Below are 22,214 nucleotides of genomic sequence, written 5' to 3' on the forward strand. Positions count from 1 at the left end.
CATGGAACTCGCGCCCGGACTCCACCGCATCGGCAATGACCTCGTGGCCGCCTATCTCGTCGTCGAGCCGGGCGGGATCACGCTCATCGACGCGGGCCTCCCCGGCCAGTGGAAGGACCTGCAGGCCGAGCTGGCCGCGATGGGCCGCCGGACCGAGGACATCCGCGCCGTCCTCCTCACCCACGGGGACCCCGACCACCTTGGCTTCGCGGAGCGTCTCCGGCGAGAGCACGGCGTCCCGGTCTGGGCGCATGCCGCCGACAGCGCGCGGGCACGCGGCCTCGAGTCCAGCAAGCCCTCGTGGGGCCCCATGAGGATCGGCCCGGTCCTCAGATTCCTCGCCTACGCGGCCACGAAGGGGGGCCTGCGTCCGGTCCACGTCTCCGAGGTGCACGAGTTCGCAGACGGGGATGTCCTCGACCTGCCCGGATCTCCGCGCGTCATCGGCCTGCCCGGGCACTCCCCCGGCAGCGTCGCGTTCCACGTGCCCTCGGTGGACGCCGTGTTCGTGGGCGACGGCCTCACGACCCGTCACGTGCTCACCGGGCGGAGCGGCCCGCAGCCCGCGCCCTTCACCGACGACCCAGCCCAGGCCCTCGCCTCGCTCGAGCGGCTCCGGTCCACCGAGGCCCGCTGGGTGCTGCCCGGGCACGGAACGCCGTGGCGGGACGGGATCGCGGCGGCGATCGACGCCGTCGTGCGCGCCGCTCACGACGGCAGCGGCGCAGCTCGCTGAACCAGCTCGCCGTTGATTCCGCGCGGGCCATCCCCTCGCCGCCGCGGCCGACAGTAGTCTTGGCCGCACGGTCCGCCGCTCAGTCGGGCCCGCCGATTGAGGAGGACCCGTGGCGGACGAAGCACCGACAGTGAGGCAGCCGGTCCGGGACCGTGTCCTCGCCGCGCTCGAGGCCGCGCCCGGCGTCGACCGCTCAGGGCCTGGGCGGGAGGACTTCCTGCGCCGTTTCGACGCCCACTTCGGCAGCCTTGCGGGGTTGTTCGAGCAGCTCTACGGCGAGCGCGGCGACTGGGAGGACCAGCTCGCGCAGCTCGTCGTCGGGTGCGCGGAGTCCTGGCAGCAGCGGCCGGCCGCGCTCAAGGACCTCGACGCGCGGCGCGAGGCGGACCCCGGCTGGTTCCAGTCCGAAGAGATGCTCGGCGCGGTCTGCTACGTGGACCGCTACGCGGGGGACCTCGAGGGGCTCCGGGCGCGCATCCCGTACTTCAGGGAGCTGGGCCTCACCTACCTCCATCTCATGCCGCTGTTCCTCGCACCGGAGCCCAACTCGGACGGGGGCTACGCGGTCTCGAGCTATCGGGAGGTCAAGCCCGCACTCGGCACGATGGAGCAGCTGCGCGGGCTCGCGGACGAGCTGCGGGGGCACGGGATCAGCCTCGTGGTGGACTTCATCTTCAACCACACCTCGAACGAGCACGAGTGGGCCCGCCGCGCGGCAGCCGGGGAACAGGAGTTCGAGGACTACTTCTGGATCTTCCCCGACAGGACCATGCCGGATGCGTACGAGCGGACCGTCCGGGAGATCTTCCCCGACGACCATCCAGGATCCTTCGTCCCGATGCCGGACGGCCGCTGGGTGTGGGCGACGTTCCACTCCTTCCAGTGGGACCTGAACTACTCCAACCCCGCCGTCTTCCGCGCCATGGCCGCGGAGATGCTGTTCCTGGCCAACCAGGGGGTGGAGATCCTCCGCATGGACGCGGTCGCGTTCATCTGGAAGCGGCTCGGCACGGCCTGCGAGAGCCTTCCCGAGGCACATCTGCTCCTGCGCGCCTTCAATGCGGTATGCCGGATCGCGGCCCCGTCGCTCCTGTTCAAGTCCGAGGCGATTGTGCACCCCGACGAGGTGGTGCAGTACATCAGCCCCGCAGAGTGCCAGATCTCCTACAACCCTCTGGAGATGGCGCTCACGTGGGAAGCGCTCGCCACGCGGGACGCGTCGCTGCTGGGTCAGGCCCTCGAGCGCCGGCACAGCCTTCCTGACGGCACCTCATGGGTCAACTACGTGCGCAGCCACGACGACATCGGTTGGACCTTTGCCGACGAGGACGCCGCGGAGTTCGGCATCAAAGGATTCGACCACCGCCGCTTCCTCAACCGCTTCTACGTGAACCGCTACCCGGGCAGCTTCGCCCGCGGCGTCCCCTTCCAGGACAACCCGCGCACCGGGGACTGCAGGATCTCGGGCACGACGGCGTCACTCGCCGGGCTTGAGGACGTCACCGACCCCTCGGACTCGCCTGCACTGCGACGCGTCCTGCTCGCACACTCGATCGCCGTCAGCACCGGCGGCATTCCGCTCCTCTACCTCGGCGACGAGGTCGGGCAGCTCAACGACTACGCCTACGCGGAAGAGCCCGGCCACGGCGCAGACTCGCGGTGGGTCCACCGTCCGCACTACCCCGCCGAGCTGTACGGGCACCGGAACGATCCCGGGACGGTACCGGGAGCGGTCTACGCGGGGCTGAAGAAGATGCTCGCCGTCCGGTCGCGCACCCCGGAACTGGCCGGGAACCGGCTCATCGGCTTCGGCACCGGCACGAGGCACGTGCTCGGCTACCAGCGGCCGGCCGAGGACGCGGTTGTCCTGGTCCTCGCAAACTTCTCCGACGAGCCACAGCACGTCACTTCGCTGACACTCTCAGGCTTCCTCACGGCGGCCACCGACCTCTTCACCGGCCAGACCGTACTCCTCGAGGACGGGATCACCCTGCCGCCGCAGGAGTTCGTCTGGCTGCGGGCGCGGAGCGCGTGAGAAGGCGGCCGAGCCTATACACCCGGACGTGAGGCGGGAGAAGGCGACCGATTCCTTCACCCGCCTCACACTCCGGCCCAGGCAGTAGTCAGTGCCTGTCCCCATGCGGGAGGAACTCCTGGGCCTTGGTCTTGACGCCTTCGCGGATCACGCCCCAGACACTGCTGTCACCCTTCATCATGGCCTTGGCGCTGTTGAGGGCCTGCTCGAAGGTGGCGTGCGGCGGGATCGGCGGGATGTCCGGGTCGGTGCGCACATCCAGAAGGGTGGGGCGATCGGCCGAGAGGGCGTTCTCCCAGGCGGGCCCCAGCTGGTCGGGACTGTCCACCGCCACCCCGCCGAGGCCGAGCACCGTCGCGATCGCGGCATAGTCGACGTCGGGCAGGGCCTGGGACTCCCGGAAGGCGGGGGCACCGCCCATGGCGCGCATCTCCCACGTGACCTGGTTGAGGTCGTCATTGTGGAGGACGACGACGATGAGCCGGGGATCGGCCCACTCCTTCCAGTAGCGCTTGATGGTGATGAGCTCGTTCATCCCGTTCATCTGCATGGCGCCGTCCCCGACGAACGCAATCACCGGCCGGTCCGGGTGCGCGAATTTGGCACCGATGGCATACGGGACGCCGGGCCCCATGGTGGCGAGGTTGCCCGAGAGCGAGCCGCGGACGTCGCCGTGGAACTTGAGCTGCCGGGCGTACCAGTTGGCGGAGGAGCCCGAGTCGGCGCTGATGATCGCGTCGGTGGGCAGCCTGTCCGAGAGCTCCATGAAGGCGCGCATCGGGTTCACCGGATCGGCGTCCACCATGGCCTCGGCCCGCATGGTCTCCCACCAGCGCGTGACCTTGGATTCGATGTCCTCGCGCCAGGACCGGTCCTCCTTCCGGCGCAGCAGCGGGATGAGCGCGCGGAGGGCAGTGCGGGCGTCGGAGACGATGTTGTACTCGTACGGGTACCGCAGCCCGATCATGCCCGGGTCGATGTCGATCTGCACACCGCGGGCCTGGCCCTCCTCGGGCATGAACTGGGTGTAGGGGAAGCTCGACCCCACCGTCAGGAGGGTGTCGCACTCCATCATCATCTCGTAGCTCGGACGCGTGCCCAGGAGGCCGATCGAGCCCGTGACGTAGGGCAGGTCGTCGGCGAGCACGTCCTTGCCGAGGAGCGCCTTGGCCACGCCGGCACCGAGCAGGTCCGCGACCTCCCGCACCTCGGCTGCCGCATCCCGCGCACCCTGCCCGATCAGCATGGCGACCTTCCCGCCCGCGTTGAGCAGGTCCGCTGCGCCGCGGATGGCCTCGTCGTCGGGCTGGATCCGCGGCCACTGGATGCCGAGGCTCGAGGGGACCATCTTGAAGGCGTGGGTGGGCGCGCTGTACTCGAGTTCCTGGACGTCGCTCGGGATGATGATGGCGGTGGGAGCGCGCTTGCCCACGGCGATCCGGATGGCGCGGTCGAGCACGTTGGGAAGCTGCTCCGGGACGGTGACCATCTGGATGTAGTCGGAGGCGACGTCCTTGAACAGGGTCATCAGGTCGACTTCCTGCTGGTACGCCCCTCCCATTGCGCTGCGCGCCGTCTGCCCCACGATGGCCACGACCGGAACATGGTCGAGCTTGGCGTCGTAGAGGCCGTTGAGCAGGTGGATCGCGCCGGGGCCGGAGGTCGCCATGCAGACGCCGACCCGGCCGCTGAACTTCGCGTACCCCACGGCTTCGAAGGCGCTCATCTCCTCGTGCCGCGCCTGGACGAACTTCGGCTGGTTGTCGGCCTCACCGAACGCGGCGAGGATGCCGTTGATGCCGTCGCCTGGGAAGGCGAAGACTTTCTCGACGTCCCATTCGCGCAGGCGGGAGAGCAGGTAGTCGGCCACGGTTTGAGTTGCCATGTCAGTGTCCTTCCCCGTTGATGAGGATTGAAGCAGTGCGGGCCGCGAGGGCCATGATGGTCAGCGCCGGGTTGGCGCTGCCCTGGGTCGGGAGGATGCTCCCGTCGGTGATGTAGAGGTTCGGGATGGCGAAGCTGCGGCCTGTCGAGTCCACCACGCCGTCCTTCTCGTCGGAGGCCATCCGGGCTCCGCCGACGAGGTGGGCGTAGCGCTTGACGGTCATGGTCTCCTCAGCGCCGGCGCCGGTGAGGATCTCCTCCATGACAGACTGCGCGGCGTCGAGGAGCATGCGGTCGTTCTCGCACTGGCTGTACGAGAACTTGGCCACGGGCAGCCCGTGACGGTCCTTCTCGTCCGCGAGGGTCACGCGGTTCTCGGCACGTGGGAGGAACTCGCACAGTGCGCCGAGGCAGGACCAGTGGGTGTAGTCGCTCATGTACCGGCGCAGGTCCTCGCCCCAGTGCCCCTGCGAGGCCACGTGCTCAGCCCACGTGATGGGCAGCGGTGAGACCGTCTGGATCGAGAAGCCCCGCTTGTACGGCTTCGAGGGATCCGTCTCGTAGAACTGCTCGGTGCTCACCTCCGGCGGCGGCGCCTTGTACATGCGCACCTCCTCGGCGAAGCGGCCCGCGGTCTGGGGGGCTCCCTGGACCATGAGGTACCGCCCAACCTGGTCGAAGTCGTTGCACATCCCCTCGGGGAAGCGCGCGTTGGCTGAATTCAGCAGTAGGCGCGGCGTCTCGATGGAGTAGCCTGCGACGGCGACCATGCGGGCACGCTGGAAGTGCTCGACGCCGCCGCGGACGTAGTGCACGCCGGTGGCCCGTCCGGTGTGCTCGTCGAAGCCGATGCGGGTCACCATGGAGTCGGCGCGCACCTCTGCACCGTGGGCGAGGGCGTCGGGGATGTGCGTGATGAGGGGCGAGGCCTTCGCGTTGACCTTGCAGCCCTGCAGGCAGAAGCCGCGGTAGATGCAGTGAGGCCTGTTGCCGAACCGCCCGTTGGCGATCGCCACGGGGCCGACCTTGGCCGTGATCCCCCGTGCGAGTGCACCCCGGAGGAACACTTCCCCGTTTCCCGAGACCGGATGCGGGCTGTAGGTGTAGCTATGGGGGTCCCCCCACGGCCAGTCCTGGCCCGCCACCGGGAGCTCCTCCTCGATGTCCTCGTAGAAGGACTTGAGGTCCGAGTACTCGAGCGGCCAGTCCGCCCCCACGCCGTCACCGGTGAGCGTGTGGAAGTCGCTCGGATGGAACCGCGGCGTGTACCCGGCGAAGTGGACCATTGACCCGCCGACGCCCCTGCCCGAGTTGTTCGAGCCGAGCGGTACAGGGTCGCTCCCGTCGATGACCCGCGGCTCAGTCCAGTAGAGGTGGTGGGATCCGGCCTCGTCACTGACCCAGTCCCGGTCCGGGTCCCAGAAGGGGCCGGCGTCGAAGGCCACCGCCGTCCAGCCCGCCCGCGCCAGGCGCTGCAGGAGGGTGGATCCGCCGGCACCGCAGCCCACGATCGCGATATCCACCTCGTCCTGTTCGTCGAAGCGGCGCATGTCCCTGCGCAGTCCGTGATTGGTCCCGGGCCGCGGCGGGAGCAGCCATGCCGAGGAGTTCCGTTCACGCACGCTCGTCACTGTTTCGCTCCCTTCCTCGTCGTTTGCCGCCGCTTCACAACTACGGGGTCCTCGCGGGGACGCGCATCCTGGACCTCGAAGGGCTCCCGGCGGTCGATTCCGAGGTTCTTGTAGCCTCTCGGGTACGCCGGCCCCGGGAAGCCGATCTCGTCCCAGGCCCACGGGTGGGAGTAGAAGGCCGTGTAGGTGTACCGCGTCCACAGGCTCCACACCCTGGCCGCCGTCATGCCGTGCCACTTCTCGGATCCGAGCCGCTGGATGTCGTCGAGGAGGCCCGTCCGCTCGTCCCGGGAGGACTCGGGGAACCCCTCGCCGAATCGGTCCCGCGCCTCTGCGTCCAGCGCCGCCAGGGTCTCCCGCCACGCCTGGCCGTCCTCGGGCAGGTCCGCGTAGCGCCAGCCGTCGGTCTGAGCCTCGGCTAGCCTGCTGTCCACCATGTTCACGAGCGGGATACGCGGATCCTCGTGCTGGCCGGCCAGCAGGTCCATCAGTGCGCCCGCGACGGCCTCCTCGCGCGGCGTGAAGAAGCGGATATCGGCGGGCCGTCCCAGCCGGCTGAGGACCACGCCCTGAGTGGTGCGGTCCCAGTGGTCGGACTGGGCGGTGCTGCTGAACCCGGGATAGCGGCCCCCGCCGGCGCCCGCGGGGAGCGGAAGCGAGGTCACTTCTCCCTCCTGAGCACCGCGGCGAGCAGGCCCATGCCGCCCACGAGGGTCACCAGCAGGGGTGCCAGGAGCGGCGGCCCCATCTCGAGGTTGTACCGCAGGTTCGAGAAGCCTCCGGGCTTCTGGGCGATCCCCCGCAGGTGGAGGTAGGTGCCCTGCAGCCCGTTGGCCACGATCGCCGCGCTGGCCAATGGCAGGGCCGTCTTGGCCATGCGCCGGCTGAAGACTCCCGCAATGCCAGCCGCCGCGCCGACGGGGCCGAGGGCCACGGGGGCCCACATCCAGGGATTGCCGAAGCTCGCCTTATCGTGTTCGAAGTAGATCTCCGCGGCGGTCACGAGGGCGCCGGCGGCAGTCAGGCCCGAGAGCGACCGCTCGAACCGGCCGGTCTCGACGTTCTTGAGCATGCGGTCGATCCCTTCGAGAGGGATCTCGTGGTGGGTTTTCATGATGGGGCTCCTGATCCGGGAGGGATAGCTACTCATCCGCAAACTTTGCGCTTGCGCAACAGAAAGGGCGATACTTCTCCTGTGGAGAAGTCCGAGAAGCGCAGCGCGACGGGGCGCCGGGAACAGGTCGACGCCGTCCTGAGGGCCGCCGACGTCCTGCTCCACCTCGCCGCGCAGTCCGTCGTCGAGGTCGAGGACAGGGTCAGCCTTCCCCAGCTGCGCGTGCTCGTGCTCGTCGCCCTCCACGGCCCGCAGAACCTGGGGGCCGTGGCGCGCGAACTCGGCGTGCACGCCTCGAATGCCACGCGGACGTGCGACAGGCTCGTCGTCGCGGGGCTGCTGAGCCGCCGCGAAGACCCCTCGGACCGGCGCTTCCTCCAGCTGGACCTCACGCCTGAGGGGCGCGACCTGGTGGAGACCATGATCGAGCACCGACGCCAGTCCATCGCCGAGGTGATCGAGAAGATCCCCGCCGATTCCCGCGGGAGTGTGGCATCGGCGATGGGCGCCTTCGCCGACGCCGGCGGCGGACTCGGCTCGGACGATGGCCGGTTCACCCTCGGACTGGGGCGCTGAGTCGACTCCCGGAGCGGGCTCACCGCAGCTCCCCCGCCGCGAAGGCCAGCGCGATGGCAGCGTTGACGACGGCGGCACGCCGGCGCCGCGGGTCGGACGCCGCCAGGGCGATCATCGTCACAGCGTGGATGAGATCAACTCCACCGCCGAGCCGATGGAGGCCCGCTCCTCCTCGCGCGGTCACTGCCGCCTGGAGGACGTGCCGTGCGCCGAGGATTCGGATGACCGTCCGCGCGCGGGGGTCCGCGACGCGCCCGACCAGCAGGCTTTCGACCGCACTGGGAGCGAGGAGTTCGACGGCGCCGTAGGCCGCCCGGAGCAGCTCGAGGGGCTTCACCGTGACGCCTTCTTCAGGAGGCCGACGACGGCGGTGGCCGCACCGACCAGGACGGCGCCTGCCGCAGCCGCCACCACTCCATGGTGCTGCGACGCGACGAGCTGGTAGCTGCGGTCGGAGGACCGGCCGTCGAAGATCCCGTGGGTCCCGAAGTCCCGTGAGGTATCGGCGGCCTTCCACAGGTTGGCGGGCTGGTCGGGGTCACGGGGATCGGACGTCTGCTGGGAGTTGAAGCCCGTCTTCGCGAGGTAGCGGTCGAGGAGGCCCGGCATCACGGCGTTGGCGATGAGGGTGGCCGCCGTGCTCCCGCCCACCCAGTACTCGCGGCGTTCCGGGTGCGCAGCCGCATAGACGACGCCGCGGGCGGCGACCTCGGGCTGGTAGATGGGGGGGACCGGCTGGGCCTGGCGCGGCAGGCGGGAGAGCACCCACGAGAACTGCGGGGTGTTGACGGCCGGCATCTGGACCATCGTGTTCTTGATGGCACTGCCCTCGTGCAGCAGTTCGGTCCGGAGGGATTCGTTGAAGCCCTGGATCGCGTGCTTCGCGCCGCAGTAGGCGGTCTGCAGCGGGATCCCCCGGTACGCCAGGGCGGATCCGACCTGCACGATCGTCCCGCGGTTCCTCGTCCGCATGCGCTTGAGTGCGGACATGGTCCCGTATACGAAGCCCAGATAGCTCACTTCCGTGACGCGCTTGAACTCCTCGGGCTCGATGTCGTCGAAGCGGGCGAAGACCGAGGTGAAGGCGACGTTGACCCAGACGTCGATGGGTCCGAGTTCGCGCTCGACGCGGTCAGCGGCGTCGTCGAGGGCTTGCGCGTCGGCGACGTCGACCGAAATGGCCAGGGCCGTGCCGCCGGCGGCCTCGACCTCTGCCGCCGCACCGGCGAGCCCGGCCTCGCCTCGCGCGAGCAGCGCGACCGCGCAGCCCTCCGTTCCGAAGGCGATCGCCGAGGCACGGCCGATCCCTCCGCTGGCTCCCGTCACGACGACGACACGGCGTGCTGTTTCCATGGGGTTCCTCCTCAGGCTTACTACCCGGTGCCGGCGCCCAGCTGCGGTGCCGGCACCGGGTTCTTTCGCCTTGGTTGTCTCGGACGCGGCTCTCCGGGGCGCAGTTCCCCCGTCCTGCCGCCTGGTGCCCTCACTCCGTGGGTGCGGGTTCGATCCCCCACGTCCCTGTATGCCCCTCGCCCGGCTCGAGGGTGATGAGCCCCTCGCCCGAGTTGAAGGCGTTCGGCGCGCAGGTCATGGGCTCCACCCCCAGCCCGGTACGCCGGCGGTCCTCCTGCGGGAGGGTGTCGCCGGTGAAGATCTCGAAGTACGGGTAGCTCTCGTCGATCCAGAGTGCTGCCGCGGCAGACCCATCGGCACGGGCGATGTGCACGCGGGCGCGACCGTCGTCGTCGCGCGCGAGGTCCGTGTAGGTGACGTCGATGTGGCGGTCGCCGAGAGGCTGCATCTGACGGAGGTCGTAGGGAGTGCCCTCGACGGCTTCCCGGCCCGTGGGGATCCCGCGCTGGTCCACGGGCAGGTAGACCGAGCCGGGCACGCGCACGAGGGCCGCGTCGATCCGAGGCGTGCCCACGCTCAGGTAGGGGTGGGCGCCGGTGCCGTAGGGGCATGGGGTGCTGCTGCGGTTGACGGCCGTGGTCTGCACGGTCAGCCCGTCCTCGCCGAGCCGGTACTCCAGACGGCATTCCAGCACCCAGGGCCAGCCTTGGCATGCGTGCTGCGTGTGGGTGAACGTGATGCTGTTCTCGGTGCTGTGCTCTACCGTCCAGACGGCCCAGCGCGTGAGCCCGTGGATGGCGCCGCCTTTCTCTGGCTCGCTCAGGTCGAGCTGCTCCGTGCGGCCCTGCCAGGTGTAGCGTCCTGACGCGATCCTGTTCGGCCAGGGGATCAGGGACTGCCCCCGGGCACCGGTGCACATCTCGTCCTCGGTGTAGCCGTCGAGGATCTGCCTGCCACCCACGTCGTAGCGGCGGAGTGCCGCGCCCACTTCGGTCAGGACGGCCGTCTGCGCCCTGTGCGAGATGGTGAACTGCCGCCCCGAAGGCGGCCACGCCGTCGTCGTCTGCTCCTGTGCCTGCCTAGGTCCCATGCGGATCTTCTTCCGTCTCGGACTGCGGCCACCAGGAGGTGGCCCTCGGTAATCCATGCATGCCCGCAACAGATGGGCTCAAACAAAAGAATGCGACATAGCGTCCATTGCGTCAACGCAATAGTTGCCCTAGCCTTCTGGCATGGCTGTGGAGGAATTCCCGCCCCACGTGCTGCGGGAGTACGCGATGCTCGCAGACGGAATGAGGGCCGCCCTGATAGGCCCGCGGGGAGACATCTCCTGGATGTGCGTGCCGAAGTGGAACGACGACGCGGTCTTCTCGACCCTCCTCGGCGGACCCGGGACCTTCGCGGTCACCCCGGCAGACCCGCGCTTCGTGTGGGGCGGCCGGTACGAGGACGGGACCCTCATCTGGGTCAGCCGGTGGATCACGAGCACAGGCATCATCGAGTGCCGCGAGGCCCTCGCCTATCCCGGCGATCCGCACAGGGCCATCCTGCTGCGCCGGGTCCTCGCGGTGCAGGGCGCGGCGGACGTCCGCGTCGTCATGGATGTGCGGGCCGGCTTCGGCCACCACAGGATGGGCCGCCTGCGGAAGGACGACGGTATCTGGACGGGGCGGAGCGGCCCCCTCAGGGTACGGCTGACGGGAGCACCCGAGGCGGAGCCCGACGACGGGGCGGTCACCTTCACCATCCGCGTCCCCGAGGGCCAGCACTACGACATCGTCCTCGAGGTCTCCGACACGGAGCTTCCCGAGGAGCTCATCCAGCCGGACCAGACCTGGACGGCAACCGAGTACGGCTGGCACCAGGAGGTGCCCCAGTTCGAGAACACGATCGCCCCGGACGATGCGCGCCAGTCCTACGCGGTGCTGCGTGGCATGACCGGCGCCGGCGGCGCGATGGTGGCCGCGGCGACCATGGGCCTGCCCGAGCGGGCTGAGCAGAAGCGCAACTACGACTACCGGTATGCGTGGGTGCGCGACCAGTGCTTCGTCGGCGTCGCCGTCGGCGCGTGCAAGGAGTTCCCGCTCATGGACGACGCGGTCGGCTTCGTGGCCGCACGGCTGCTCGAGGACGGGCCGGACATGCACCCGGCCTACACTGTCGACGGCGGCCGCGTCCCCGATGAGCACGACGTCGGCCTGCCGGGCTACCCGGGCGGGTCGGCGCGGGCAGGGAACTGGGTGAACCAGCAGTTCCAGCTCGATGTCTTCGGCGAGACGCTCCTACTGTTCGCCACCGCGGCCGAGAACGACAGGCTCGACCTCGAACAGTGGAAGGCTGCGGAGATCGCCGCCGATGCCATCGCCCAGCGCCACACCGAGCCGGACGCCGGCATGTGGGAGCTCGACAACGAGAGGTGGGCGCATTCCCGGCTCATCTGCGCCGCCGGGCTGAGGGCGATCGGGCGCCACGCACCGGCCCGCCAAGGGGCCATCTGGTCGTCCCTGGCTGACAAGCTCATCGCCGACGTGACCAGTGAGTGCCTCCATCCCAGCGGGCGCTGGCAGCGCTCCCCCACGGACGGCAGGGTCGACGCCGCGCTCCTGCGCCCCGTGATCCGGGGAGCCGTGGCCCCTCAGGACCCGCGCTCCATCGCGACGCTGGAAGCGATCAAGAAGGAGCTTGCCCGCAACGGGTACCTCTACCGCTTCCGGCAGGACCGCCTCCCCCTGGACCTGTCGGAGGGGGCGTTCCTCCTCTGCGGATTCGATCTCGCGATGGCACTCCACCAGAGCGACCAGCCTCTCGAGGCCGCACGGTGGTTCGAGCGGAACCGGGCGGCGTGCGGCACGCCCGGGCTGTTCACCGAAGAGTACGACGTCGAGCAGCGCCAGCTGCGCGGGAACTTCCCCCAGGCGTTCGTCCACGCCGCAATGCTTGAAGCCTCGCGCCGGCTGGCCGACGATCCGCCCCCTTGGGGCGGCCTCAACGCCTGACGCCGCCGCGTCCTGGAAGGAGTGGCCATGAACACCGTCTTTGTGCGCCGGGTCTGGCCCGTCGTCGCCCTCCTCGCGGTGGGCTTGGCGGGCTGCACGGCGCCGACCTCACCGGCGGAGAGCACGGGCTCTGCCTCGTCTGCGTCCGCCACGAGTGGGGGTACGTCGCCGAACAGTTCCCCTGCCTCAGGGGGGACAGGGCTTGCGGCCGTTCCCGGTGTGGTCAAGGAGCTCGAGCCCTCGGTGGTCACCATCCGGACCCCGATCGGACTGGGCAGCGGCGTCGTCTACCGCAGCGACGGAACGCTCGTCACGGACGCACATGTGGTCGAGGACCAGCAGAAGCACGCCTACAAGACCGTCCAGGTCCAGTTCGCAGACGGCTCCCAGAGCCAGGCCACCGTCGCGGGCGTCGACGACGTGACGGACGTGGCCGTGCTCAAGGTCGACCGCAAGGGGCTCCCGGCGCCGAAGTACGCCACCGGCAGCCCCGAGATCGGATCCCTGACGGTCGTCATCGGCAGCCCCCTCGGCCTCGACGAGACCGTCACCGCCGGCATCGTCTCAGGGCTGCACCGCAACATGCCGCCATCCCAGGAGTCGCCTCATGGGGCGATCGACCTCCTCCAGACGGACGCCCCCATCTCACCGGGGAACTCCGGCGGCGCGGTCAGTGACGCCAACGGCCAGGTGATCGGGCTCTCCGAGGCCTACCTCCCGCCGAGTTCCGGCGCCGTGGCGATCGGCTTCGTCACGCCCGCGTCCACGGTGACCTCGGTCGCCGACCAGCTGCTGACCAACGGCACCGTCAAACACGCCGCACTCGGGGTCGTCCCCACGGACCTGACGGCGCAGATCGCCCAGCGGTTCGGCCTGTCCACGACCACCGGAGCCCTCATCGTCGACGTCACCCCGCACGGGCCGGCGGACAACGGCGGAATGAAGGCCGGGGACATCGTCACGTCCTTGGCCGGCACCAAGGTCGCCAACGTCACGGATCTGCTCGCGGCCCTGCGCAAGCAGGAGCCCGGCCAGACGGTCGACGTCACGGTCCAGCGCGGCGGCTCGGCCCAGACGCTGAAGGTCACCCTCGGCGACCTCGGCCAGCAGGGTTGACGGCGAGTAGCGCTCGTCCAGGTGCGCCGTCGACACCTTCGGGAGGTCCGTCGTCGTAGAGTGAGAACAGTTGCGCGGCTGCATTCTTTGCGCCGACGGTGGTGGGAAGGGACAGGGGCATGGGAGGAAGCGCGTCGCCTCAGAGCGGCAGCTACGACGAGGTCGAGTCGGTTGTCCGTGCTTCCCGCGCCCTCATGGGAATCGTCGCGCGGTCTCTGGCCGACGCCCTCGAATCGGTCACCCTCCCCCAGTTCAGAGCCCTTGTGGTCCTCGCCAGCTCGGGCCCCCAGCCGATCGGAGTCCTGGCCGCGAAGCTCGGCAGCGTTCCCTCGACCTTCAGCCGGTTCCTCGACCGCATGGAGAATGCGGGCCTTGTCGAGCGCCAGCCCAGCCCGGGCAGCCGCCGGGAGATCCTCATCGCGCTCAGGCCGAAGGGTGCAGCCATCGTCCAGGAGGCCACGGAGCAGCGCCGGGCGGCGATGCGGCAGGTCCTCCAGGGCGTCAGCAAGGAGGATCTGGCAGGGATCGTCGCTGCCTTCGACACGTTCTCCCGCGCTGCCGGCGAGCCAGCACCGGAGACCCTGCTGATCCTCGGGCTCTGAGGGAGGCGTTCGGTGCCGCGGGTGCGCGGGCCGTCAGGCGCTGAGTTCCAGCATCAGGGCGGGAAGTTCGTCGGCGAGTTCCCGGGCGAGGAATCCGAGCGGCCCCAGCCTGCTGGCCAGCCTGTCAGCCGCCGAGGCGTGCAGGTGGGTCCCCCAGCAGGCGCCCTGCGAGCCGCTCGTCCCCCTCGCGCGGAGCCCGGCGATCGCGCCGGCCAGGACGTCCCCGCTGCCGGAGGTGCCCAGTCCGCCGTACCCCGTGGCGATCTTCCACAGGTCCGGTTCCTCCGGCTCCAGCCCGGGGGGCTGGGTGATCAGGCCCTGGCAGCTGACCACGGCGCCGAACCTGTCGGAGATCTCGGCGAGGTCCTTCTCCAGGTCGTCCACCTCCCGGCCGAGCAGCACGGCGGCCTCTCGGGGATTCGGGGTGAGGATAAGCCGGCCGCGCCAGGGATCCAGCCGGTCCTCGAGCGGCGTCAAAGCGCCCAGTGCATAGGCATCGAGGACGACGGCGCGTCCTCCCCGCGCCTCGGGCTCACCGTCCGCGCGGCTGCCGCCGAGAGCCTCACGCTCAAGCAACGCATCCAGCAGTTGCCGGGCGAGGTCGAGGTCGTCCAGTCCCGGCCCCACCAGGATCGTGTCGGCTGCGTCGAGGTACGAGGAAATCCGGTCGAGCTCGGGCTTGATCGAGCCCTCTGCCGTCTCGGCCATGCCGATCGAACCGCACTCCGGCAACGCCACGCCCACCTGTACTGCCACCGATTCGGCTACCGCCAGAGTGAGCTTTCCGGCGCCGGCGCGGAGGGCTGTCGCACCGGCCAGCAGCGCGGCGCCGGGCGTGGCGCGGGCACCGCCGACCACGAGGACGGATCCGCGCGAGTACTTGTCCTGTCCGGGGGGCGGGAGCGGCCACTCCCTCAGGAGCGAGGGCGTGACGAGCGTGGCTGAGGTTTCACTGCGGCCGGGCATTGGTGTCTCCGGCGTGCTCGGTGACGGCGACGCCCTGCTCGGTGAGGTGGTCGGCCACATTGAAGCTCTCGAGCGTCCAGGGCCCCACGCCGGAGGGGCGCACGAACCGGGTCACGGAGGCGTTCAGGATGACTTCGGTGGCTGCCAGGTCCAGCAGTTCCTTCTCACTGAGGCCTTCCAGAACGTATCGGAAGAGCATGATCACGGCGTCGTGGCACACGAGCATCACCCGGTGCCCCATACCCAGGTTGTTCAGTTCCGCGAGGACTGACCTCAGCCGCAAGGCCACGTCCGCCCAGGATTCCCCTCCCGGCGGCCGGTAGTACAGCTTGCCCAGCCACTCCCGTCGCTCCGCCTCCTCGGGGTAGCGGTTCTCCACACCCAACCGGGTGAGCCGGTCCAGGGTGCCGAGTTCGCGGTCCCGCAGCCGCTCGTCGGTGCGGACCTGCAGCGGCCAGCCAGCCGTCTCCACCGCAATCTCAGCCGTCTGCCGGGCCCTCGCGTAGGGGGACGAGACCACCGCGTCCGGGCGGAACTTGGCGGCGGTCCGGGCCAATGCTGTGCCGAGGGCCTTCGCCTGGGCCCGGCCCGTCTGGGAGAGGTCGACGTCGGCGTCGCGGGCCGGGACGTCGATGACCTCCACGCCGGCCTCGCGGGCTTCCGTGGCAGCAACGTTGCCCTCGCTCTCACCGTGCCTGATCAGGATCAGCTCCACCGCCCCGGCCTCTTGGACGGCCTCCGTCAGGCCGTCGTCGTTGGCCGAATCCACCGTGGCTGATGCGTCCTCCACGAGATCACCCCGTCCTTGCCGTGCCGAATGATGCAGAACACTACCTACGGCGTACCCGCTGGACGGAGGGACCTAACGCACGACGGCGGCAGCACGCCGGAGCGCAGAGGCGAGAACCGGTGCTCCGGGCCGCCGTGAGACTCGTCTCCTTCTTCGCATACCGGGACCGAACCGGTGTAGCGTTGCTTCGCCCAACCCGCCTACCGGAAGGAACCGCTGCCCCGTGGCCGCCGATTACGACGAACTCCGCTCCGATGTGAAGGAATCCCAGCACGAGTCGCTCGAGGCCGTGAAGTCGGCCAACAAGCCCGATCCGCGTTCCGTGGTGCTCGAGCTGGACGGAGATGACAGCGGCGAGGATACAGGCCTGACCGGGGGCGAGTTCGTCAACGATGAGCTCACCGTGCAGGTGATCCCCCAGGGCAGTGACGAGTTCGTGTGCCAGTCCTGTTTCCTCGTGCGTCACCGCTCCCAGAAGGTGGTGCGGGGCGGGATCGAGTACTGCCGCGACTGCGAGGGCTGAGGCCCCGCCGAAGGCCGCTTGACGGCTCCGGCTCCCCGGCCCTCGGAGCCGGTTGACGCGGAGCGCGCCGGGTACCTCGACTGCAGGAGGCGCAACAGCTTTCTGCACGCGAGCGAAAGGCGACCCCATGGGACTTCTACACCCGGCAATCCGCGGAGCAGCCGCTGGAGCAACGGCCACGACCGCCATGACAGCCATCTTCGGGGCGGCCGGCGCCTCGGGCCTGATCCACCGGCAGCCACCGGAGAAGATCGTCCGCACTCTGTTCCCCTCGCTCCCGACCACGAGCAAGGAAGTCCTCGCCCTCAGCTCACACCTCTCCTACGGGATGAGCGGCGGCGCGATCTATGCCTGTCTGATGCCAGCGCGCCTCCGAGGCCCCGGCACCGGCACGCTGTTCGGCGCGATGGTCTGGCTTGCCGGCTATGAAGGCTGGCTTCCAGCGCTCGACGTCCTTCCGCCCGCACATGAGGACCGGCCGGGGAGAGCAGGGAGCGTCTTCGTCGCGCACCTTGTATACGGGTGGACACTCGGCTGGGCAATGCGCCGGCTGGGCGAAGGAAGGGAAGCCGAGGCCCAGGAATGAGTCCCGTTTCCCCATCTCTGCCCTCGGGTAACTCCTCTGCCATGTTCCCACCTGAACCGGCCCAGCCGCTGCACGAGACGATGCTCAGCGTGCTCCACGAGGCTCGTCGGCGGCAGGTGAGGCACGAGGAGTATCCGCTCCCGGTCTGCGAGCTCCTGCTGGAGATCCACGCCCCTGCCGGGGACATGGTGGGAGACCCGTGCGAGGGATGCCAGGAGCCGTGGCCATGCAAGATGGTGTTGGGAATCCTCGGCGGTCTGGTGCCCGGCGCCGGCCCAGAGGACGAGTGGAGCGGTTTCGCATAACCCCTGCGAGCGGCCAAGAAAGGATCGTGGAGCCCCCTGCCGGATTCGAACCGGCGACCCTCTGTTTACAAGACAGATGCTCTGGCCAACTGAGCTAAGGGGGCGTGGCGCCCGTGGGCGCGCACATCCAAGCGTAGCGTGAACTCGTGTCCCGCCGGGAATCGACGGCGGCCCGGCCCCCTCGAGGGGACCGGGCCGCCGTCGTGCGCGGGATCGGCTCAGCCCTTCGCCGCGATCGCCGCCGAGAGGAACTGGTCGAACGGCGTCTTCGCGGAGTCGCCCACGCCCCACTGCTTGCCGTCCACGAACACAGTCGGCGTGCCGGACACGCCGGAGGACGCGGCAAGCTGGGTGTCGTACTTGACCTGCGGACGGTAGGTCTTGTTGTCCACGGCGTCTGAGATGTCGGCGCCGAGGCCCTTCGCGATCTCCTTGAGCTTCTCGTCAGAGAGGCCAGCACTGCCCTCAGCCGGCTGCTGGGAGTAGAGGGCATTGAAGAAGTCGGCGTACTTGTCCGGGTACGAGTTGGCCACGGCAGCGGCGGCGTTGGCCGCCCGGGAGGAGTAGTTGGTGGTCGAGTTGCGGTCGAGGAACCCGAGCGGACGGTACTCGACCGTGATCTTCCCGTCGTTGCGATCCTGGGTCAGGGTCGAGCCGTAGGTGTCCTCGAACTGCTTGCAGATGGGGCAGATGAAGTCCACGTAGATGACGACCTTGACCGGCTCGCCCTTCGCAGAAGGCTCGACGCCAGGGGCATTCGCGGCCGCACCCGCGCTTGGCTGGGCGGACGGGGAGGGAACGTCCGCCACGTTGACCGTCCCGGCAGGAACGGGGGTGACGGCGCTGCCCTTGCCCAGGGTCACGCCACCGTACTGGTTGGTGTTGGCCGCACGGGGCCCGGTGTCGGAGACGGGGGCGTTCTGGCGCATCGACGTCGTGACCACGAGAGCCACCACGGCGATCACGGCGACGAGCGCCACCACGACGCCCCAGCGGAGCAGCAGCTTGTTGCGCCGCTCCCGCTTCTGCTGCTCTTCGCGGATCTGGCGGGCCTTCTCCCGGGCGGCGGCGGTGCGCTCTGCCTTGGTCTGTCGTGGCTGGTTGGCGGGGCTCATCGTTCCTCGTGATCGGTTCGCGGCGCGGCGGGCGCGCACGGGTATCGGCGACGGGCCAAGCTTAGTGCAGGCACCGGCGTCCGCCGTGTGTTGTGCCGCCGCAGACTCCACCCCCGCCGGGGTCTTCCTCAGTGCGCAACGATCCGTGCGGGGCCGTAGTTCCGCCGTCGCCCTGTGATATCCGGCTCCTGCCGGGCAGCGCCCGGGTAGGGTGGAGGCATTTAGGAGCGGAAGGACCTGAACGTGAGCCAGAGGACCCCAGCGACCACGGACGGCGAGGACCAGGCACATGATCTGTACGACTTCCTCGTGGTCTCGAACCGGCTTCCGGTCGACCGGGTGAGCGAGGGCGAGGGGTCCGGCTGGCGCCGCTCGCCGGGTGGCCTCGTGACGGCTCTCGCTCCGGTGATGGAGCGTTCCGACGGCGCGTGGGTCGGCTGGCACGGCGCCCCGGACGAAATGGTGGAGCCATTTGAGCACGAGGGCATCACGATCCTGCCCGTGCCCCTCTCCTCGGACGAGGTCGAGAACTACTACGAGGGCTTCTCGAACGCGACGCTCTGGCCGCTGTACCACGATGTGATTGCGCCCCCTGAATTCCACCGCGCGTGGTGGGACTCCTACCAGCGCGTCAACCGGCGCTTCGCCGACGCCGCTGCTACCCACGCCGCCGAGGGCGCCACCGTCTGGGTGCAGGACTACCAGCTCCAGCTCGTACCGGCCATGCTGCGTGAGGGCCGTCCGGACCTGAAGATCGGCTTCTTCAACCACATCCCGTTCCCGCCCCAGGAGATCTTCGCCCAGCTGCCGTGGCGCCGGCAGGTCCTCGAGGGCCTCCTCGGCGCGGACCTCCTCGGGTTCCAGCGCCCCAACGACGCCGCGAACTTCTCCCGCGCCGCCCGCCGCTACACTCGGGCCAGCGGCAAGGGCACGCACCTCACGGTGACGGAGGGGACGCACGACGGCGGCGGCTCGCCTCGGGCGCGCGAGGTCCGCGCCGAGGCGTTCCCGATCTCGATCGACACGGCCCGCATCTCCGAGCTCGCCTCGCGTCCGGACATCATCGAGCGCGCGAAGCAGATCCGCCAGGACCTCGGCGACCCCACCACGATCATGCTCGGCGTCGACAGGCTCGACTACACGAAGGGCATCCGCCACCGCCTCAAGGCGTTCGAGGAACTCCTCAGCGATGGCCGGGTCAAGGTCGGCGACGTGACGCTCATCCAGGTCGCCTCGCCGAGCCGCGAGCGGGTCGAGCAGTACCGGATCCTCCGCGAGGAGATCGAGGGCACGGTGGGCCGCATCAACGGAACGTTCGACACGATGCAGCATACGGCCGTCCGCTACCTCCACCACGCCTACCCGGTGGAGGAGATGGTGGCGCTATACCTTGCGGCGGACGTCATGCTCGTCACGGCACTGCGGGACGGCATGAACCTCGTGGCGAAGGAGTACGTGGCCGCGCGCCGCGACGGCACGGGCGCACTGGTCCTCTCGGAGTTCGCCGGCGCCGCGGACCAGCTCAAGCAGGCGCTGCTGATCAATCCACATGACATCGCGGGGGTCAAGGACGCCATCACCACGGCGATCACCCTGCCGCACGGCGTCGCAACGCGCCGCATGAAGGCCATGCGCCGCCAGATCCTTGTCCACAACGTCGAGGAATGGTCCTCCTCCTTCCTCGTCCGGCTCGAAGAGGTCTGCCCGTGAGCATCGACGACTCCCTCCGCGGCGCGCTCCAGCGCCTTGCCGCTGCCGAGAAGCTCCTCGTAGCGCTCGACTTCGACGGCGTCGTGGCTCCGATCGTGGCCCGAGCCGAGGACGCGCGCCCGCTTCCGGAGACCGCGGACGCTGTGGCACGCCTCGCGGGCCTGCCCCGGACGTGGACCGCCTACGTGTCCGGCCGCGCCCTCGCGAGCCTCGTGGCGGTGGCAAGCCCAGACCCGCGCACGCAGCTGATCGGCAGCCACGGCGCGGAGGTACGGCTGGGCGGCGAGGAGCACCCCGTGACCCTCGACCCAGACCAGCGGGACGCCCTCGCGGACCTCCACCGGGTGTTCACCGAGATCTCCTCACAGGCTCCGGGCACGTGGGTCGAGGAGAAGCCCGCCGGCCGCGTCCTGCATACACGCCAGGCGGACAGGGAGGACGCCGCGACCGCCGTCGGCGCTGCGAAGCAGCAGCTCGCGTCCCGGCGCGACATCTTCCTCAAGGAGGGCAAGGAGGTCCTCGAGGGCTCCGTAGTGCACGTAACCAAGGGCGAGGGCCTCGCGTTCCTCCGCCAGGTCACCGAGGCGGATGCGGTGTTCTTCGCCGGGGACGACGTCACCGACGAGGACGGCTTCCTCGCCCTCGAGGCCGGCGATCTCGGGCTCAAGGTCGGCCCGGGAGACACGGCGGCATCGTTCAGGGTCGAGCGGCCCGAGGATGTCGCGGACGTCGTCGCGCTGCTGGCGCAGCTCCGCTCGGAGCTTCCTGCGCAGCGCACTCCCTAGGCAGTTCCACATCGGGTCCCAGCACCCACACAGGGGATTTTTATCCACATGATGGACGTCACATTGTCCTTGGCCATGTGATCTATGCCATACTCGATCTGTGAGCGAGGGCGCTGCCCCCGGTTCTCATGCTGTGCCACAATGGCGGCGCCGCCCAACCGGCGGCCAGCGTGGCACACACAACTGAACAACAAGAACCATTCACTACGGATCGTCCGGCACGTACCTGCCGGTGAAGGGATATGACTGTGGCTACAGTTACGTTCGACAATGCGACGCGCCTTTACCCGGGCACGGACAAGCCCGCCGTCGACAAGCTCAACATCGACATCGCGGACGGCGAGTTCCTCGTCCTGGTTGGCCCCTCGGGCTGTGGCAAGTCAACCTCCCTCCGCATGCTCGCCGGCCTCGAGGACGTGAACTCGGGCCGCATTCTCATCGGCGACCGCGACGTCACGGACGTCCCGCCGAAGGACCGCGACATCGCGATGGTCTTCCAGAACTACGCCCTGTACCCGCACATGACGGTCGCGGACAACATGGGCTTCGCGCTCAAGATCGCCGGCGTCTCCAAGGAAGAGCGCGCCCAGCGCGTCAGGGAGGCCGCGAAGCTCCTGGACCTCGAGCCGTACTTGGACCGCAAGCCGAAGGCCCTCTCCGGCGGCCAGCGCCAGCGTGTCGCCATGGGCCGCGCGATCGTCCGAAACCCGCAGGTCTTCCTCATGGACGAGCCGCTCTCCAACCTCGATGCGAAGCTCCGCGTCCAGACCCGCACCCAGATCGCGTCCCTCACCCGCCGCCTCGGCGTCACGACGGTCTACGTCACCCACGACCAGATCGAGGCCATGACCATGGGCGACCGCGTGGCGGTGCTCAAGGACGGCCTCCTCCAGCAGGTGGATACCCCGCGCAACCTCTACGACCGGCCGGAGAACGTGTTCGTGGCCGGCTTCATCGGCTCGCCCGCCATGAACCTTCTCGAGCTCCCGGAGGCGGACGGAGGCGTGAAGTTCGGCGGCATCGTCTACCCCGTGGCCCGCGACGTCCTCGCCGGGGCCACCGGCTCCACCGTCACCCTCGGCGTCCGCCCCGAGGACCTCGAGTCCGCGCCGCAGGGCGAGGGCCTCGAGGTCGAGGTGGACGTGGTCGAAGAGCTCGGCGCCGACGCCTACGTGTACGGCCACACCACGCTCGACGGCCAGGACCACGACATCGTGGCCCGCGTCGACGGCCGCCGCCCCCCGATGAAGGGCGACAAGGTGTGGGTCCGCCCGCAGCAGGGCCACGTGCACCTCTTCGACACGAAGACCGGCAAGCGCCTCGGCGACTGACCGGAGCCGGCCGCCAGCAACCCATCACAATGACGTGCCCGCCGGGTCCTCCCGGCGGGC

22 protein-coding genes and 1 tRNA gene are annotated in these 22,214 nt (G+C 69.6%); 12 read left to right on the forward strand and 11 right to left on the reverse strand.

The window, feature by feature from the left end; all coding sequences use genetic code 11:
- Position 1 precedes the first annotated feature (1 nt).
- Both IE231_RS12480 and IE231_RS12485 read left to right on the forward strand, forming a co-directional pair.
- Positions 2–736 (forward strand): MBL fold metallo-hydrolase, encoded by a 735-nt coding sequence (locus IE231_RS12480; RefSeq protein WP_189694291.1) that lies wholly within the window; start codon positions 2–4, stop codon positions 734–736.
- 109 nt (positions 737–845) lie between these two features.
- Positions 846–2,771, forward strand: coding sequence for an alpha-amylase family glycosyl hydrolase (locus tag IE231_RS12485; RefSeq protein ID WP_229866852.1), 1,926 nt, complete (start codon positions 846–848; stop codon positions 2,769–2,771).
- Positions 2,772–2,859: 88 nt separating this feature from the next.
- Here IE231_RS12485 and IE231_RS12490 read toward each other — a convergent pair whose 3' ends face one another.
- Genes IE231_RS12490 through IE231_RS12505 form a run of 4 tightly spaced genes read right to left on the reverse strand, consistent with a single transcriptional unit; the run spans position 2,860 to position 7,400 of the window.
- Positions 2,860–4,656: a thiamine pyrophosphate-requiring protein gene (locus IE231_RS12490; RefSeq protein ID WP_189694292.1), complete on the reverse strand. Its 1,797-nt coding sequence runs from the start codon at positions 4,654–4,656 to the stop codon at positions 2,860–2,862.
- Position 4,657: 1 nt separating this feature from the next.
- Positions 4,658–6,277, reverse strand: a complete 1,620-nt coding sequence (locus IE231_RS12495; protein ID WP_229866854.1) for a GMC family oxidoreductase — start codon at positions 6,275–6,277, stop codon at positions 4,658–4,660.
- Positions 6,278–6,282: 5 nt separating this feature from the next.
- On the reverse strand, positions 6,283–6,951 hold the full coding sequence (locus tag IE231_RS12500) for a gluconate 2-dehydrogenase subunit 3 family protein (protein WP_189694293.1): 669 nt from the start codon (positions 6,949–6,951) through the stop codon (positions 6,283–6,285).
- Positions 6,948–7,400, reverse strand: a complete 453-nt coding sequence (locus tag IE231_RS12505; protein WP_189694294.1) for a hypothetical protein — start codon at positions 7,398–7,400, stop codon at positions 6,948–6,950. The genes IE231_RS12500 and IE231_RS12505 overlap by 4 nt, the downstream gene beginning before the upstream one ends.
- Before the next feature lie 81 nt (positions 7,401–7,481).
- Here IE231_RS12505 and IE231_RS12510 point away from each other — a divergent pair, with 81 nt between their 5' ends.
- Positions 7,482–7,976: a MarR family winged helix-turn-helix transcriptional regulator gene (locus IE231_RS12510; RefSeq protein ID WP_229866856.1), complete on the forward strand. Its 495-nt coding sequence runs from the start codon at positions 7,482–7,484 to the stop codon at positions 7,974–7,976.
- Positions 7,977–7,995: 19 nt separating this feature from the next.
- Here IE231_RS12510 and IE231_RS12515 read toward each other — a convergent pair whose 3' ends face one another.
- The 3 genes from IE231_RS12515 to IE231_RS12525 form a co-directional block, all read right to left on the reverse strand.
- A complete protein-coding gene (locus IE231_RS12515) occupies positions 7,996–8,313 on the reverse strand; it encodes a hypothetical protein (RefSeq protein ID WP_189694295.1) in 318 nt (105 codons plus the stop codon).
- Positions 8,310–9,329, reverse strand: a complete 1,020-nt coding sequence (locus IE231_RS12520; protein WP_189694296.1) for an SDR family oxidoreductase — start codon at positions 9,327–9,329, stop codon at positions 8,310–8,312. Before IE231_RS12520 ends, IE231_RS12515 begins: the two co-directional genes overlap by 4 nt.
- A gap of 130 nt (positions 9,330–9,459) precedes the next feature.
- Positions 9,460–10,419 (reverse strand): aldose 1-epimerase family protein, encoded by a 960-nt coding sequence (locus tag IE231_RS12525; protein WP_189694297.1) that lies wholly within the window; start codon positions 10,417–10,419, stop codon positions 9,460–9,462.
- A gap of 142 nt (positions 10,420–10,561) precedes the next feature.
- Here IE231_RS12525 and IE231_RS12530 point away from each other — a divergent pair, with 142 nt between their 5' ends.
- The 3 genes from IE231_RS12530 (at position 10,562) to IE231_RS12540 (ending at position 14,043) form a co-directional block, all read left to right on the forward strand.
- The gene (locus IE231_RS12530) at positions 10,562–12,325 is read left to right on the forward strand and encodes a glycoside hydrolase family 15 protein (protein WP_189694298.1); all 1,764 of its coding nucleotides are present in this window, start codon (positions 10,562–10,564) and stop codon (positions 12,323–12,325) included.
- A gap of 27 nt (positions 12,326–12,352) precedes the next feature.
- A complete protein-coding gene (locus IE231_RS12535) occupies positions 12,353–13,441 on the forward strand; it encodes a S1C family serine protease (RefSeq protein ID WP_189694299.1) in 1,089 nt (362 codons plus the stop codon).
- A gap of 119 nt (positions 13,442–13,560) precedes the next feature.
- Positions 13,561–14,043 (forward strand): MarR family winged helix-turn-helix transcriptional regulator, encoded by a 483-nt coding sequence (locus IE231_RS12540; RefSeq protein WP_189694300.1) that lies wholly within the window; start codon positions 13,561–13,563, stop codon positions 14,041–14,043.
- 33 nt (positions 14,044–14,076) lie between these two features.
- On the opposite strand, the gene IE231_RS12545 is transcribed toward IE231_RS12540, so the two are convergent.
- Positions 14,077–15,009 (reverse strand): ADP-dependent NAD(P)H-hydrate dehydratase, encoded by a 933-nt coding sequence (locus IE231_RS12545; RefSeq protein WP_189694301.1) that lies wholly within the window; start codon positions 15,007–15,009, stop codon positions 14,077–14,079.
- Positions 14,993–15,799 carry a histidine phosphatase family protein gene (locus IE231_RS12550; protein ID WP_374189454.1) on the reverse strand — a complete coding sequence of 269 codons (807 nt, stop codon included), beginning with the start codon at positions 15,797–15,799 and terminating at the stop codon, positions 14,993–14,995. The genes IE231_RS12545 and IE231_RS12550 overlap by 17 nt, the downstream gene beginning before the upstream one ends.
- Positions 15,800–16,022: 223 nt before the next feature.
- Between IE231_RS12550 and IE231_RS12555 the strand changes: the two genes are divergently transcribed.
- The 3 genes from IE231_RS12555 (at position 16,023) to IE231_RS12565 (ending at position 17,213) form a co-directional block, all read left to right on the forward strand.
- Positions 16,023–16,322, forward strand: a complete 300-nt coding sequence (locus IE231_RS12555; protein WP_189694302.1) for a DUF4193 family protein — start codon at positions 16,023–16,025, stop codon at positions 16,320–16,322.
- Positions 16,323–16,449: 127 nt separating this feature from the next.
- Positions 16,450–16,908, forward strand: a complete 459-nt coding sequence (locus IE231_RS12560; protein ID WP_189694303.1) for a hypothetical protein — start codon at positions 16,450–16,452, stop codon at positions 16,906–16,908.
- Between the two features lie 41 nt (positions 16,909–16,949).
- Positions 16,950–17,213, forward strand: coding sequence for a hypothetical protein (locus IE231_RS12565; RefSeq protein ID WP_189694304.1), 264 nt, complete (start codon positions 16,950–16,952; stop codon positions 17,211–17,213).
- Positions 17,214–17,240: 27 nt separating this feature from the next.
- Here IE231_RS12565 and IE231_RS12570 read toward each other — a convergent pair.
- A tRNA-Thr gene (locus IE231_RS12570) sits at positions 17,241–17,317 on the reverse strand.
- A 114-nt stretch (positions 17,318–17,431) separates the two neighbouring features.
- A complete protein-coding gene (locus IE231_RS12575) occupies positions 17,432–18,328 on the reverse strand; it encodes a DsbA family protein (protein ID WP_189694305.1) in 897 nt (298 codons plus the stop codon).
- Between the two features lie 243 nt (positions 18,329–18,571).
- On the opposite strand from IE231_RS12575, the gene IE231_RS12580 reads away from it, so the two are divergent.
- The 3 genes from IE231_RS12580 (at position 18,572) to IE231_RS12590 (ending at position 22,154) form a co-directional block, all read left to right on the forward strand.
- On the forward strand, positions 18,572–20,038 hold the full coding sequence (locus tag IE231_RS12580; protein ID WP_229866859.1) for an alpha,alpha-trehalose-phosphate synthase (UDP-forming): 1,467 nt from the start codon (positions 18,572–18,574) through the stop codon (positions 20,036–20,038).
- Complete coding sequence (gene otsB, locus IE231_RS12585; RefSeq protein WP_229866864.1) at positions 20,035–20,823, forward strand: trehalose-phosphatase; 789 nt, start codon at positions 20,035–20,037, stop codon at positions 20,821–20,823. The genes IE231_RS12580 and otsB overlap by 4 nt, the downstream gene beginning before the upstream one ends.
- A gap of 248 nt (positions 20,824–21,071) precedes the next feature.
- On the forward strand, positions 21,072–22,154 hold the full coding sequence (locus IE231_RS12590) for an ABC transporter ATP-binding protein (protein ID WP_189694307.1): 1,083 nt from the start codon (positions 21,072–21,074) through the stop codon (positions 22,152–22,154).
- The last annotated feature ends 60 nt before the right edge of the window (positions 22,155–22,214 follow it).

The sequence above is a fragment of the Sinomonas cellulolyticus genome, from assembly GCF_014656475.1.
In the GTDB taxonomy this organism is placed as follows: domain Bacteria; phylum Actinomycetota; class Actinomycetes; order Actinomycetales; family Micrococcaceae; genus Sinomonas; species Sinomonas cellulolyticus.

What these genes read in the sequence shown, in the direction of transcription:
- IE231_RS12545 (WP_189694301.1), bottom strand. Translation starts at nt 15,009, where the DNA reads ATGCCCGGCCGCAGTGAAACCTCAGCCACGCTCGTCACGCCCTCGCTC.
- IE231_RS12535 (WP_189694299.1), top strand. Translation starts at nt 12,353, where the DNA reads ATGAACACCGTCTTTGTGCGCCGGGTCTGGCCCGTCGTCGCCCTCCTC.
- IE231_RS12565 (WP_189694304.1), top strand. Translation starts at nt 16,950, where the DNA reads ATGTTCCCACCTGAACCGGCCCAGCCGCTGCACGAGACGATGCTCAGC.
- IE231_RS12560 (WP_189694303.1), top strand. Translation starts at nt 16,450, where the DNA reads ATGGGACTTCTACACCCGGCAATCCGCGGAGCAGCCGCTGGAGCAACG.
- IE231_RS12540 (WP_189694300.1), top strand. Translation starts at nt 13,561, where the DNA reads ATGGGAGGAAGCGCGTCGCCTCAGAGCGGCAGCTACGACGAGGTCGAG.
- IE231_RS12505 (WP_189694294.1), bottom strand. Translation starts at nt 7,400, where the DNA reads ATGAAAACCCACCACGAGATCCCTCTCGAAGGGATCGACCGCATGCTC.
- IE231_RS12480 (WP_189694291.1), top strand. Translation starts at nt 2, where the DNA reads ATGGAACTCGCGCCCGGACTCCACCGCATCGGCAATGACCTCGTGGCC.
- IE231_RS12525 (WP_189694297.1), bottom strand. Translation starts at nt 10,419, where the DNA reads ATGGGACCTAGGCAGGCACAGGAGCAGACGACGACGGCGTGGCCGCCT.
- IE231_RS12575 (WP_189694305.1), bottom strand. Translation starts at nt 18,328, where the DNA reads ATGAGCCCCGCCAACCAGCCACGACAGACCAAGGCAGAGCGCACCGCC.
- IE231_RS12530 (WP_189694298.1), top strand. Translation starts at nt 10,562, where the DNA reads ATGGCTGTGGAGGAATTCCCGCCCCACGTGCTGCGGGAGTACGCGATG.
- IE231_RS12490 (WP_189694292.1), bottom strand. Translation starts at nt 4,656, where the DNA reads ATGGCAACTCAAACCGTGGCCGACTACCTGCTCTCCCGCCTGCGCGAA.
- IE231_RS12520 (WP_189694296.1), bottom strand. Translation starts at nt 9,329, where the DNA reads ATGGAAACAGCACGCCGTGTCGTCGTCGTGACGGGAGCCAGCGGAGGG.